Here is a 12,592-nt window from a genome sequence, read left to right as displayed (position 1 = left end):
AATGTGGTCAGTCAACCGTCCCGAGAGCACCGCCTGTGGCATCACGACCGGCAACCGTACCGACCCTCGACGTCACCCGTCAGCCCGGCACGCTGACCTGCACCGATGCCCTATCTGAACGGCATTGCGCCCTGGGGCGGAGGGGTGCACGTTGAGCTTGGTGTCGCGCAGCACGGCGAACGCCACCGCGACGGCGGGCCACCGGTGGGCGTACTCGCCCGGGTGCAGCCGCTCGCCAGCGACGATCCACGCCCGGCGGTGCCGGCGCATGTCCTCCACCAGATGTACCGCGCCGATCCGGTTGAGATCGGGGTCGGCGCGGCGCGCCCACGAGGACGCTGCTGCTCTCGGCGGCCCCAGACCGGCAGGCCGGCACCGCCGAAGAAGTGAGCAACGCGGCGCGCAGGCTGGGAACCACCGCCGGGCTCGCCTGGAGCCTTGGCGACGGGATCCGCCGGCTTCCACCCCGGATTCGTCGTGCTGACCGCCTTCGCGTTCACCGGTCTGGTCGCCTCGTCGCCGCCGGGCGGCGCGCGCCGTAACCGCGCGGCCGTTACCGGCGGCACCGTGCATTGCGCCGAGCGGCGATCAGGGGCGGTGGGCAGGCTTCTCCTACGTGCGCAGAAGGCAGAGTTGCGCCAGCATCGGCGCCCGCACCCGAATCCAGGCGCGATGCCGTGGGCGGCCGGCGGCCAGCACGACCGCGATGAGACGGCGGGCCGGCTGTCGGTCGAGCAGCATCACGCCGACCACTCCGACCAGCAACGCCAGACACGCGCCCAGCAACTCGCCGCCCATGCCGGACGGGCTGTCATCGCTGGCAATGATCGTCGGGCCGCTGCCCGGGGAAGGCGACCCAGGGCGGTCCGCTGACGATGACGTCGGCCGGCCGGGCGCCGTGTTCGTCGAGCAGTTCGGGAGGGCGGCGGCGTCCGCGCACAGCACCTCGACCTTCGGGAAGCGGCGGGCGAGCCTCGCCGCCAACCGCTCGTTCAGCTCGATCGCGAGATGCCGGCCGCGACCACCGAGGCGTTGCTGGATGACCGAGGTGAACGTTTCGGTGCCCGGTCCGAGCTCGACCTCCACCGGCTCCCCGTGCTCTGGAATCGGCGCCATCGTCTGCGCCGCCAAACCGGGCCGGAACTCGGCGTCACAGATGCGGCCCGCATCGGCTGCCGGATGAACTCGCAGAAAGATGGTGCCGCCGACCGACTCCGGCAGGCCAGTCAGAACTTGAGTTCGCCGGGTCCGGCCGTTAACCGGTCATGCCGGAGAGGCGGTGGCGAGGCTGTGGACATGGGCGATGGCCATGTCCAGGGCCCGAGCGAGCGGACGACTGCTGCGGTGCGTCTTGGCCAGCAGCAACCCGCCCTGGAGCGCGGCCATGATCGCTTCGGCGAGGGCGGCCGGATCGGCTTCCGGCGACAGGCTTCCTCGGTCACGCATGGCGGTGAGCCCGGCCCGTAGCGGAGCCTCCCATTCCGCGAAGCACTCCTGCAGTACGCTGCGGGTTTGCTGGTCACCGCCGGCAAGTTCGTTGGCCAGCGAGCCGAGCGGACATCCGCCCACCTGATCGTGCGCGGCCTGAGCTGCGACGATCTTGTCCCGCCAGCGGGCCAGGCCGGCGAGGGAGTCCAGCGCGTCCAACTCGGGGCGCTGGTCCTGCTGGATTCGCTGCGCCTGATGCCGCACGACCGCCCGGATCAGATCATCCTTGTTGCCAAAATAGTGGTACAGCTGTGACTTGCTGGTCCCGCTCGCCGCCAGGACGTCGTCCAGCGTCGTGCCAGCGGCGCCGCGCTCGAGCATCAGGTCGGCTGCGGCCGTCACGATGCGGGCCTTGGTCGCCGCGCCCCGAGCCGTCAACTTCGCCGCCTGCTGCACAGATGTCACAGCGTCGATGCTAGCAGCAACTGGACTTGCTAGTCCAGTTATGGAGATATATGTTGGACCGAGCGGTCCACTGGATTTCGGCTGGGCCGCCTACGGCGCGTTGGTGCATAAGGAGAAACCGCTATGGGTCGGCTCAACAACGGCCAGCACTTTCCCAAGCTTCAGGTTCCCGCCGTGGGGGGAGGTTCGCTCTCCCTGCCCGACGACCTCGCGGGTGGCTTCGGGGTGGTGCTGATCTACCGGGGCTCGTGGTGCCCGTACTGCAACGCACAACTCGCGGCCTTCCAGAGGGCCAGCGACACCCTCGGGGCGCTCGATGTCCGCGTCGCCGCGTTCTCCGTCGATGACGAGGAGACCAGCCGCAAGCTCGTCGAGAAGCATCACCTCGGGTTCCCCGTCGGGCACAGCGCCGACATCGACGCGGTGGTCGAGGCGACAGGGGCCTACGTCAACGAGCCGTCGCCCGCCGACCAGCGGCGCTACCTCCAGTCGACCGGGTTCGTCCTCGCTCCGGACGGCACCGTGATCACTGCCGTCTACTCCAGCGGCGCCATCGGTCGCCTGGTTCCGGAAGACGTGGCCGGGCTGGTCCGCTACCTCCGCGACCACAGCTGAGGGCGGACAACCGGCGGGTACGGTGCCGGCGGCATGGTCTTCGCGGCCTTCCCCGGTGGCCGGCCACCGGGGAAGGCCGCCCAGCACGGTGGGCGACGGTGCGGGTGGCTCGGGCAGGGCACGGATCAGGCGTAGCAACACCATCCGGCCCACTTGGGAACGACCCGGCCGGTCAGCTGGACCCCGGCCCGCCACTTAACGCCAGGCCCACCGCCTCCAGCATCCGGCGGATCAGCCAGATGTCCCGGCTGTGCCGCAGGGGCAGCCCCTCGATCTGCTCGGCGTAGATCTTGCGTGCGCAGCTGGCCAAAGTGCAGAAGAACCGCCGTACCCGCAGGTGAACCATCTCCTGGCCGGCCATAGCCGCGTCGAGCAGCCGCCGCTCATACCGGCTTTGCACCCGGCGCGACAGCGTCGAACAGTCCGGGCACTGATGCCTCTGTTGGGGAGTTGCAGTGCGCTCCACAGTGGCTACGGTCAACGCATGCACACCGCTTCCCAGCGGATGAGCTTGGAACACGCGTTCGAATCCTCGGACACGTTATTTCCACACGACGCGTGATGCTTTTTCGTGTTTTGCGTGATCCCCGTCCCGTTGGAGGGGGATTTTTGCCGTGGTGGTGAGGCAGCTCCCCGGAGGGTGGAGCGTGTAGATCGCGGTCTCGGCTTCGATGGTCCTGGTGTGGTGGCCGCACCCGATGATCATGTTCTGGTGCGCAGGTAGGCAGCGACCTCTTCCGGGTCGGGGCTGCGCAACGCGGGTGGTGGCGGTGCAGGCCGCGGTCGTGCCGGATGCGGTCCAGGAGGTGGTCTTCCCGGATGTAGAGGGTCTTCGGTCGGGGAGAGGCCTTGGTGCGGGTGCTGGTGTGGCCGTGCCGGCAGCGGTAGCCGGGACGGCCGTGGACCCAGTGGGAGTCCATGATGCGGCCGCAGACGCCGCAGCACACGAGGCCGGCCAGGAGGTAGTGCGAGGAGTCCCATCGGTGGGGGTGGGTGCGGTGTGGATGGCTTGGGCCGCGACGAACTGCTCCTCGGTGACCAGCGGCGGGTGAGCGGTCTGGCGCGAGATAACCCACTGCGGGGCAGCATTCCAGCGCTGAATCTGATGGTGCCGCGCGATGGTGCAATCAGGCTCGATACCGTCGTGGTCGGTGCGCTGTCGGTTCCACACCTGCCGGCCGGTGTAGCGTGGGTTGGCCAGGATCGCCGCCACGGTGGTCAGCATCCACCGTTGGCCGCTCCGGTGACGGTTACGCGCCGGGTCGGCGTCGGACGGGCACGGCACGCCGCGGTCGTTGAGGGCGCGGGCGATGCTGGCCACGCTGTAGCCGGCGAGCCGCTGTTCGAAGATCCACCTCACGTGGGGTGCGGTGGCCGGGTCGGGATCCAGGCGGTGCAGGCGGCGTCCCCAGGCGGCGTGGGCGCGGTTCGGATGAGGGCCGGCGTCGACCAGCCGGTAACCGTACGGCGGCCGGCCGCCGAGATGTCGACCCTGCAATTCGGCTTGGGCGCGCATGGCCGCGGTCGTGCGATATCGGGCCCGGGACACCTCCCGCCGGGAGTGCACACCGAGTAGGTCCAGCAGCGCCAGCTGTCGCGGGTTGTCGAAGTCCACCGGCCCGTAGGTCTCCGGCAGCCACAGCTGCACGCCGTTCCTGAGCAGGGTGGGGGTCAGCTGTTCAAGCTGCTGGCCGTGGAAGGCGCGCTCGTACTCGCCCACAACGATCGCGTCGAACCCGCGCGCCGGATCCGCCATGGCGGTGAGCAGCCGTGACGCTTGCGGCCGATCTGGCCAGGCCACCCGGCGAGAAACATCCTCGTCGAAGAACTCGACCACGATCCGGCCATGACAGGCGACAAGACCAACGGCGTAGTCGCGCTGCCATCGGCACGACGACGCCCGATCCTGGAAGCCGACCGTGGACATCCGGCCGTAGAACGCGAACCGGGTGCCCGGCGGGTCTGATGTTGTCGGGCGCCGCGCCCGATGGCGGCCTCGCTGGTTCGGCTGCCGTATCCACCAGTCGAGCAGGTCGGGGCCGTCGAGTTCCGGCGAGTATTGCATCAGTACCCTTCCCACACCCAGGGCGCTACAGCCATCCATCTCGATATCGATGGATAACGCTGCGATGGTTCGTGGGACTCGGCCACTCGCAACATCTGTTGGCTCAACCGTGCGGCGGGCCCTTCAAATGGAGGCCGGCTAACGGTCGGTGGTCGCGCGGCGGGAGCGGCGGCAGACTCGCGTGACAGACCTGGAGGATGCTGATCAGCGTCGGTGATGGTGTCCGGCATCCCGATGCGACAGCTCCGCTCGGCCGGCAGCTGTGGCGCGTCGGGTGCGAGAGCGATCGCCGTTACCAGTGGCTGGGGCGGGTGATCGTCCTGGCGTCTTCGCGAGGAGGTCGGTATAGGTGTCGATGTCGATGGTGTCGTGGTGGCAGCGTTCGATGAGCCGCGTCAATCGATGGCCGATCTCCTCCGCGTCGAGGTCGAGGCGTTCGCACAGGTCATGGTGGGCGTTGACGAGCGGTTCGGTGATCTCCTCGGGTTCGGTGCGGGTGATGTGATAGGCGTCGCGGAGGTGTCCGGAGAGGTCGTCCCAGACGAGGATGGCTTCTTCGACGAGATCGAGCATGGCGGTGGTGGCGGGCCGGGCGCAGAGAATCTCAATTTCGGCGGCTAGCTGATGGCCGGCGGCTTCGACGTCGGAGATCTGCCACCTGCTGCCGGTGGTCGCATTGGAGGCGTCGCGGATGGCGGCGCGGGCGTCGTGCAGGCCGGTGTGGTCGGTGGTGTCGAGGAGGCCGGCTTCACCGAGCAGCTGGGTGGCGAAGAGGCGGTCCCGCAGGGCGTGTTCCACGACGAGGTTTGCCAGTTGTCGAGGGGGGAGCCGCCGCACGGCTTCGAGATAGTGGGCGTATTCGGGCTCACCAGGGGTGGCGCCAGGTGGGGTCGCGGCGCCCGAGAAGGCGGTGCCGGCGTGGAATGCGGTGAGTGCGGTGGCGACGGCGTGGGCGCAGAAGTCGTCGCCGACGGTTCCGCAGTCGCAGTCGGTGGTGAAGAGGCCGCCGACGATGCCGATCCAGGGTTGGAAGACGCCGTCGTGGCTGTGGACGACGGCTTGGACGCCGCCGCCGGCCGGTTCGAGTTCGCCGACGCTGCCGTTACTCAGCAGCCGTGCCGCGGCCTCGGCCACCGTGGTGGGGACGGATTCCCGGAACGCGTCGATGTCGATGCGGACTGCCACGGGCGGGCACTCTACCGGCCAGGGTGGAGGCGGGCGGCGTCGAGCTTGGCCAGGAACGGCGGCCGGCGCCGGTGCTGTCCACGCAACTCGTCCAGGTATTTGGCGAACTGGTCGGTTTCGCCGGTGGCCGCGTACGCGTCACGCAGATGGCGGAGCATCGTGATGGCTGTGTCGTAGCGGCGCTTGTCATGCGAGTCCAGCAGATGGGCGTTGACGAGTGCCCGGTAGGGCTCGCGCACGTCGACCGGATGGCCCTGTTGCCGACGGTGCAGGAGTTCGACGCGTTGCCGGGTGGGCAACTCGTCCAGGCGTGCGAGTCCGGTGTGCCAGGCCTCATCATCACGGCCGGTGTGGTGCAGCGCGTCGATCAGGTGAGGCAGGTAGCCGGGCTGCTGGGCGACGCGGTCGCGTACCACGGTCAGCGCCCACTCGGTGGGGGTTTCGTCGCGGTCGGTCTCGGCCACCGTCGCCAGCAGTGGCCGGAGGTTGTCGATGGTCGGCTGCTTGTCGAACGCAGCCCGACGCTCGGCCACCGCGTCCCGCGGATCGCCGGTCTCGATCAGCAGCCCCACCAGCAGGTCACGCAGCCGCGCGGATTGGTGGCCGGTGGGGATCACATCAGAACGCCCGCGACGACCCAGGCGGGCTGCGTGGTGTTCAGCGAACCTGATGCGGGTTACCGCCTGGTGGGGGCGGGTGGCCATCATGCCCGCTTGCTTCGTGCGCTAGGGCAGGTTGGCGGTGAGTTCATCGCGCCACTGTGCGAAGCGTTTGCGCATCTCGCCGATGTGAGCGGGGTCGGCACCGTAGGCGGCGAACCGTCGGTCCGGGTAGCGCTCCAGCATTCCGAACAGGTCCGCCAGGATGCGCCGGTCGAACCCCGCGTCTGACTGTTCGGCCAGCTCGCACAGCCGCGTCCGGGTAGCGACCGGTCACGAGCGCCGCGTCGATGTCCAGGAAGTCTCGGGGCTCGGCTCGCGTGTACAGGGCGGACATCTTGCCCGCGACGACGTCGTCGGCGTGCAGCACCGGCCCGACGTCCATCATCACCGGCGGCAACGCACGCCAGTTGGCCGCCAGTTCGACCTTGTACGGGTGCTCAGGTTGAGCGGGATCGGTGACCGTGAGCCGGGCGAAGGTGTCGAACTGCTGCGTCACCTCGACGGAATACCCGCCGTCGCGGTAGCCGTCGACCACCGCGTCCACCGCTGCGGCGAACTCCCCACGCCGCTCCCACGCCGTGAACAGGTCGACGTCCTCGCTCGGACGGTCCAGGATGCCGTGGGCCTGCACGGCGTAGCCGCCGGCCAACGCGAACCCGTAGCGGGCAGCAACCCGCAGTCCGATCTCCGCCAGGCGGAGGTGAACCTGATCCACTCTTACCCGGCCAGCGTCCGCGGCGGCGTCGTCAGCTCGGGAAAGCGTGCCTGCCACAACGCCCGCAGCCGGGCCGGGAGCCACAAGCTGGGCCACAGTCGGCGCAGCGTCGGGCCGTGCAACCACCGGCACAAGTCCGTGACCGAATTAGCCTGGTTCAGCACCGTCTGGTACATCAGCTGCAGATCACCGGCGTCGTCCAGGTCATAGGTGCTGTCGCCGGACCAGTCCAGCCACCGATCGAGTGTCACCACACCGCGAACCGGACCGCGCAGGTCGGACAGGGTGGCGGCGACCACGAAATGCCGCTGGTCCACGTACCGTGACCCAGGCGGTGCGCCATTGCCGCTGGCCATGTCTCTACCTCCTGCCCAGATCGTACGTGTGAGCGGCGTCGCCGGCTGGCACGACATCGACCTGCCGGCCATCTGACCTCCCGGGCTCGGCCTGCGGGCCACCGCCCTGGTGAACGGGTCATCGGAGGCGGGGGCGGCGGAGGCAGTGGCCTGATGGTCACCGCTGGGAAGGATGAACACCCGCATGCCGATCCCGCACCACAGGCGGGGTCAGGGTGCCGCCGCCCGCTGGCGCGACGTTCTCGTGCCGGATGTCGGCAGCCTCCGGTCGACCATCCCGGGCCGCGGGTCCGCTGGTGCCGAGCCGACGTGGCGGACGGACTGGGTGGCGCTGGGCACTGCCCACCTTGCGGAAGGATACGCTCGCGGCTGCCCGGGCCAGATGTCGTGGAGGTGACCTTGGCACGGCTGGTGCTGACCGAGGACGAGGAGTCCGTGCGCGTCGCGGTGGGGACACGTTCCTTCGTCCAGGCGCGGGCGCACCTGGATCGCGGCGAGCTGGTCGACGTGCAGTGGGATCCGCGGGCGGGGCGCGCTCATGCCCGGCTCCGCGGCGAGCTGCCCGGCACGGTGATCGCCATCGCGCGCACCGATCCGAGTGGCGACATCACGGCGGTGGAGGGATCGTGTAGCTGCGGTGACGATCCGGGCTGCGCCCATCCGGCCGCGTTGATCCTCGCCGTCGTGTCGGCCCGAGGTGTGCCCCGCCCGCGGGCCGTGGCGCCACCGCCGGCGTGGGAGACCGCGCTGTCCCCGCTGGTCGGTACGGCGCCCGAGGCTTCCGCCGATCCGGTGTCGGACCGGGCCGGCGTCGGGTTGCAGTTCGATCTCGCGGCTGCCGGGCAGGCCGGCGCGGAATCGTCGTGGCGGATCGCTCTGCGCCCTGTGGTGCCAGGCCGCAGCGGGTGGGTGCGGTCGGGGATCTCCTGGTCGAATCTCGGCTACGCCTGGTACGGGCAGCCGAGGCGGGTGGAGCGGCACTGGCAGCTACTCAAGGAGATCCTGGCTCTGTCCACGGCGGCCGAGGACCGGCACTACTACAGCGGCTACCAGCAGATGGTCTACCTGGACGCGTTCGCGAGTCGGCGGATCTGGGACCTGCTGAGCGAGGCTCAGGAGACCGGGTTGCCGATGGTGCAGGCCGGAAAGGCGGCCGGGCGTGTCGTCGTGTGTCGGGAACCGGCGCGGGTGTCGGTACGGGTCGACCGGACCGGTGACGACCTGCTGCTCGTACCAACCTTGCTGGCCGACGGCGTGCCGGTCGCACCGGATTCGTCCCTGCTGGTGGGCCAGCCGGTCCACGGCGTCGCCTGGTGGGGGGTGCTGGGACACGCCGCCCCGCAGCCCCGCGACAGGGTGCTGCGGCTCGCGCCGCTGGCGCGGCCGCTGGAGCCGGGCATCGCCGGCATGCTGGCAAACCCGGCGATCCGGATCCCCGCCGACGACGAGGCACGGTTCTTCGAGCAGTACTATCCGAGTCTGCTAAGGCAGGCGGAATTGGTCGCGGCGGATCCGTCGGTTCGGTTGCCTGATCTCGGGGCAGCGGCCTTGACGTTGACCGTGGACCGTATGGTCGGGCATCGGCTCTCGCTGAGATGGGAGTGGGTGCTGCCGGTCGGTGACCGTCATCATCGGGAGCCGCTGTGGGGGCCAGCACCCGTCGCACACGCTGCCGACCGCGAGAAGGTGGTGCGGCGGGTCACCGAGCTGGTCGCCGACCCGGCGCTGGGCCTGCTGGAGTCAACGCCTGCGGGGCTTCGGCTGGCGGCCACCGCCGATGTGGCCGGCGACACGATGATCCGGTTCCTGAACGACATCCTGCCCCGGCTGACCGAGATTGACGGCGTCAACGTCGTCGCGCATCTCGACGACGCGGGCCCCGCCTACCAGGAGACGCAGCGGGCCCCGGTCATCACGTTCGCCGGCGCAGACACCGGCGGGCAGCCGGACTGGTACGACCTGTCGGTACAGGTGACGGTCGGCGGTGAGCAGGTGCCGTTCGACGAGCTCTTTGTCGCGCTCGCCGCGGATCAGCAGTACCTCATCCTGCCCAGCGGCACGTACTTCAGCCTCGACCGTGCCGAGTTCCGCCAGCTGCGCGACCTGATCGCCGAGTCCCGCGCGCTGGACGACCCGCCGCCCGGGGTGCTGCGGGTAGGGCGCTTCCAGGCCGGGCTGTGGCAGGAACTGGCGGAACTGGGCGAGGTCACCGGCCAGGCCGCCGCCTGGCAGGAGGCGGTACGCTCACTGTCCGACGCGGGCAACCGCGTCGAGCATCCGGTCCCATCAAGGCTGAAGGCCATGCTGCGGCCGTACCAGCAGGACGGATTCCGGTGGCTGGCCGCCCTGCACGAGCACCGACTCGGGGGGGTCCTCGCCGACGACATGGGCCTGGGCAAGACCCTGCAGGCATTGGCGTTGATCTGCCACGTCCGCGAGCTCGGCGGTGCGCGGGCGCCGTTCCTGGTAGTCGCCCCCGCCAGCGTCGTGCACAATTGGGCGAGCGAAGCAGACCGGTTCGCACCGGACCTCGTGGTCAGCGCCATCACCCAGACCCGCGCGCGACGTGGCGCGACGCTCGCCGACGCAGTCCGCGGTGCGGATCTGGTGGTCACCTCCTACACCCTGTTCCGACTCGAGTTCGAAGACTACGAGGCGGTCGACTGGGCCGGACTGATCCTCGACGAGGCCCAGTTCGTCAAGAACCCCCATTCCCAGGGATACCGCTGCGCGAAGCAACTCCCGGCACCGTTCAAGCTCGCCATCACCGGCACGCCGATGGAGAACAACCTCCTCGAACTGTGGTCGCTGCTGTCCATTACCGCGCCTGGCCTGTTCCCCCGCGCGGACCGGTTCACTGATCACTACCGCAATCCGATTGAGAAGGCCCACGACCCGGAACGGCTCGCCCAGCTACGACGGCGGATCCGGCCGCTGATGCTGCGCCGCCGGAAGGCCGACGTGGCCGCCGACCTGCCGGACAAGCAGGAACAGGTCATTGAGCTGGACCTCAACCCGAAACATCGCAAGGTGTACCAGACCTACCTGCAGAGGGAGCGGCAGAAGGTGCTCGGCCTGCTCGGCGACCTGCAGCAGCACCGGTTCGAGATCTTCCGGTCACTGACCCTGCTGCGGCAGGCCAGCCTCGACGTCACCCTGGTCGACCCGAAACACCGTGCCGTGCCGTCAACCAAACTGGACGTGCTGGCCGAGCAGGTCAGCGATCTCGTCGCCGAAGGCCACCGGACTCTGGTGTTCAGCCAGTTCACCCGGTTCCTGGACGCCGCCCGGGCGCGGCTGGAGGCAGCGGGCATCCACTGCTGCTACCTCGACGGGGCCACCCGCGACCGCGCGACGGTGCTCGCCGAGTTCAAGAACGGTACGGCACCGGTGTTCCTAATCAGCCTCAAGGCCGGCGGTTTCGGGCTGAACCTGACCGAGGCCGACTACTGCATCCTGCTTGACCCGTGGTGGAACCCCGCCACCGAGGCGCAGGCCGTGGACCGCGTGCACCGCATTGGGCAGACCCGCAACGTGATGGTGTATCGCCTGGTCGCCAAGGACACGATCGAGGAAAAGGTGATGGCGCTCAAGGCCCGTAAGGCCGAACTGTTCGGAAGCGTCCTCGACGGCGGTGATTTCGCGTCCGCGCAGCTGACCGCCGCCGACATCCGAGACCTGCTCCAATAGCGCACCTCGCGGCGGGCCTCACGCCGGTCGCGGCGGCCGACCGGGGTGCCGACCGCAGCGAGCAGCGATGATTACCACCCCGGGCCGGCGGCTGCCTCTCCACAGTGTCCGCTGACTGCCGTAGAATTACGGCATCGGCACCCGTGCTGTGCATGGGTGCCGCGAATTTGTGTACGAATCCCCCTCGGACACTCCCGCGTAGCAACCGTGCGACGTCGGACGTCCAGGTGGTCAAGCGTGCTTGACCACCTGATTTCACTCTCGGTTACCGCCGTTGGTGGCAGCCTCGTCGTTGGGCGAGGTGGGTCATGACTGACCGGCCAATCGATTCGGTGATCCCGGCGGTGGTTTCGTCAGGCGGGCTCAAGATCCGCGGTGACTCGCGTGCCGCGATGAGGCGACCGCCTCTGCCGCTGGCGCGGCTTGCTCCTACTCGTGACGGCAGCACGGTGTATGGGCTGGCGACTCTTGATGTGCATGGCCGCGTCGCTGATCGGGCGGTGATGACCGCTCTCGGCTGGGCTCCTGGCCTCAGGCTGAGCATCAGGGAAAGCGGCGGTCTGATCATCGTCGACCCGCGCGGGGTGTTCCAGGTGACGAAAGAGGGCCATGTGCGGTTGCCCGCTGTGGTCCGCCAGTGGTGCGGGTTGACGGCCGGCAACCGGGTGCTGCTGGCGGCCGATCCGAAGGCCGGACGTCTCGTGCTTCACCCGCCGGCCTCGCTGGACGTGGTCGCCCGAGTGCACGACGGGGCGTTCGCGGGTGGTGAGTCGTGAGTGGCGTGGCGGGCAAGGCCGAGCTGGAGGCCGCTCGGTTGTTGCTGTCGCGGATGGGCGTCTCGCCAGCAGATCTGGTGGCGGCGGCGTCGGATCGTCCGCCGGCTCCGACGTTCGCGGAGTATGTGCCGGTGGTTGCGGCTGCGGTGAGTGCTGGGACGCGGCGGGCGTACGGGTCGTACTGGAAGCGCGTGGTCGAGCATTGGGGCCAGCGGCGTATTGATGAGCCGACGCCGTCGGAGATTGAGCGGCTGGCGGAGTACGTCAAGTCGCATGTGGTGGCACGGCGTAACGCGCGGGGTGGGCGCAGCGCGGCGGAGCATCTGATCGCGGCTCTGCGCTGTCTGTACCGGCGGCCGGTCGCCGACGGGTTCATGTCTGAGGCAGAGAACCAGGCGTTAAAGGTGGCGAAGCCACGGCGGTTGCCGAGCACCCGGCGGGCATTGGCGGACACCCGGTTGGCGGAGATCAACGAGGTAGCGACGTCCACGGGTGACGATCCGGCGTTAGAGCCTGGTAAATAAGGGTTTCAGGTGTGTTGGTGGCGGGCGAGGCGGCGGGTCATCATGATGATCATGGCCCATTGGACCATCGCGGCGTGGTGGGCGGGTAGCCGTTCGTAGTCTCGGACGGTG

12 protein-coding genes and 2 pseudogenes are annotated in these 12,592 nt (G+C 69.3%); 5 read left to right on the top strand and 9 right to left on the bottom strand.

Features of this window, described 5'->3' with window-relative positions; all coding sequences use genetic code 11:
- Positions 1-105 precede the first annotated feature (105 nt).
- On the top strand, positions 106-390 hold the full coding sequence (locus DKT69_RS37635; protein WP_146230989.1) for a hypothetical protein: 285 nt from the start codon (positions 106-108) through the stop codon (positions 388-390).
- 222 nt (positions 391-612) lie between these two features.
- On the opposite strand, the gene DKT69_RS05960 is transcribed toward DKT69_RS37635, so the two are convergent.
- Positions 613-1,086, bottom strand: coding sequence for a hypothetical protein (locus DKT69_RS05960; protein WP_109800581.1), 474 nt, complete (start codon positions 1,084-1,086; stop codon positions 613-615).
- Between the two features lie 177 nt (positions 1,087-1,263).
- The gene (locus DKT69_RS05955; protein ID WP_109800580.1) at positions 1,264-1,893 is read right to left on the bottom strand and encodes a TetR/AcrR family transcriptional regulator; all 630 of its coding nucleotides are present in this window, start codon (positions 1,891-1,893) and stop codon (positions 1,264-1,266) included.
- Between the two features lie 123 nt (positions 1,894-2,016).
- On the opposite strand from DKT69_RS05955, the gene DKT69_RS05950 reads away from it, so the two are divergent.
- On the top strand, positions 2,017-2,508 hold the full coding sequence (locus tag DKT69_RS05950; protein WP_109800579.1) for a redoxin domain-containing protein: 492 nt from the start codon (positions 2,017-2,019) through the stop codon (positions 2,506-2,508).
- A gap of 172 nt (positions 2,509-2,680) precedes the next feature.
- On the opposite strand, the gene DKT69_RS05945 is transcribed toward DKT69_RS05950, so the two are convergent.
- From DKT69_RS05945 to DKT69_RS05920, 7 genes and pseudogenes are all read right to left on the bottom strand, one after another.
- Positions 2,681-2,974 carry a transposase family protein gene (locus tag DKT69_RS05945; protein WP_201749512.1) on the bottom strand — a complete coding sequence of 98 codons (294 nt, stop codon included), beginning with the start codon at positions 2,972-2,974 and terminating at the stop codon, positions 2,681-2,683.
- Positions 2,892-3,428 (bottom strand): hypothetical protein, encoded by a 537-nt coding sequence (locus DKT69_RS39525; protein WP_236647361.1) that lies wholly within the window; start codon positions 3,426-3,428, stop codon positions 2,892-2,894. The genes DKT69_RS05945 and DKT69_RS39525 overlap by 83 nt, the downstream gene beginning before the upstream one ends.
- Before the next feature lie 143 nt (positions 3,429-3,571).
- Positions 3,572-4,435, bottom strand: a pseudogene (locus DKT69_RS39520) (recombinase family protein); the annotation flags it as partial.
- Between the two features lie 342 nt (positions 4,436-4,777).
- On the bottom strand, positions 4,778-5,758 hold the full coding sequence (locus DKT69_RS39515; RefSeq protein WP_236647359.1) for a hypothetical protein: 981 nt from the start codon (positions 5,756-5,758) through the stop codon (positions 4,778-4,780).
- An 11-nt stretch (positions 5,759-5,769) separates the two neighbouring features.
- Positions 5,770-6,375 carry a hypothetical protein gene (locus DKT69_RS05930; protein ID WP_109800576.1) on the bottom strand — a complete coding sequence of 202 codons (606 nt, stop codon included), beginning with the start codon at positions 6,373-6,375 and terminating at the stop codon, positions 5,770-5,772.
- 108 nt (positions 6,376-6,483) lie between these two features.
- Positions 6,484-7,135: pseudogene (locus tag DKT69_RS05925) on the bottom strand (nucleotidyl transferase AbiEii/AbiGii toxin family protein).
- 2 nt (positions 7,136-7,137) lie between these two features.
- On the bottom strand, positions 7,138-7,434 hold the full coding sequence (locus tag DKT69_RS05920; RefSeq protein ID WP_236647357.1) for a hypothetical protein: 297 nt from the start codon (positions 7,432-7,434) through the stop codon (positions 7,138-7,140).
- Positions 7,435-7,884: 450 nt separating this feature from the next.
- Here DKT69_RS05920 and DKT69_RS05915 point away from each other — a divergent pair, with 450 nt between their 5' ends.
- The 3 genes from DKT69_RS05915 to DKT69_RS05905 all read left to right on the top strand — a co-directional run bounded on the left by DKT69_RS05915 (position 7,885) and on the right by DKT69_RS05905 (position 12,481).
- Complete coding sequence (locus DKT69_RS05915; protein ID WP_236647356.1) at positions 7,885-11,181, top strand: DEAD/DEAH box helicase; 3,297 nt, start codon at positions 7,885-7,887, stop codon at positions 11,179-11,181.
- A gap of 308 nt (positions 11,182-11,489) precedes the next feature.
- Entirely contained in the window at positions 11,490-11,957 is a 468-nt protein-coding gene (locus DKT69_RS39510) for a hypothetical protein (RefSeq protein WP_236647355.1), read from the top strand.
- Positions 11,954-12,481 (top strand): site-specific integrase, encoded by a 528-nt coding sequence (locus tag DKT69_RS05905; RefSeq protein ID WP_236647354.1) that lies wholly within the window; start codon positions 11,954-11,956, stop codon positions 12,479-12,481. The genes DKT69_RS39510 and DKT69_RS05905 overlap by 4 nt, the downstream gene beginning before the upstream one ends.
- Positions 12,482-12,592: the final 111 nt, after the last annotated feature.

The sequence above is a fragment of the Micromonospora sicca genome, assembly GCF_003172935.1.
Lineage (GTDB): Bacteria > Actinomycetota > Actinomycetes > Mycobacteriales > Micromonosporaceae > Micromonospora > Micromonospora sicca.
Note: the sequence above shows the minus strand (reverse complement) of the source record. Positions and strands in the feature narration are given on the sequence as shown.

What these genes read in the sequence shown, in the direction of transcription:
- DKT69_RS39510 (WP_236647355.1), top strand. Translation starts at nt 11,490, where the DNA reads ATGACTGACCGGCCAATCGATTCGGTGATCCCGGCGGTGGTTTCGTCA.
- DKT69_RS39525 (WP_236647361.1), bottom strand. Translation starts at nt 3,428, where the DNA reads ATGGACTCCCACTGGGTCCACGGCCGTCCCGGCTACCGCTGCCGGCAC.
- DKT69_RS37635 (WP_146230989.1), top strand. Translation starts at nt 106, where the DNA reads ATGCCCTATCTGAACGGCATTGCGCCCTGGGGCGGAGGGGTGCACGTT.
- DKT69_RS05950 (WP_109800579.1), top strand. Translation starts at nt 2,017, where the DNA reads ATGGGTCGGCTCAACAACGGCCAGCACTTTCCCAAGCTTCAGGTTCCC.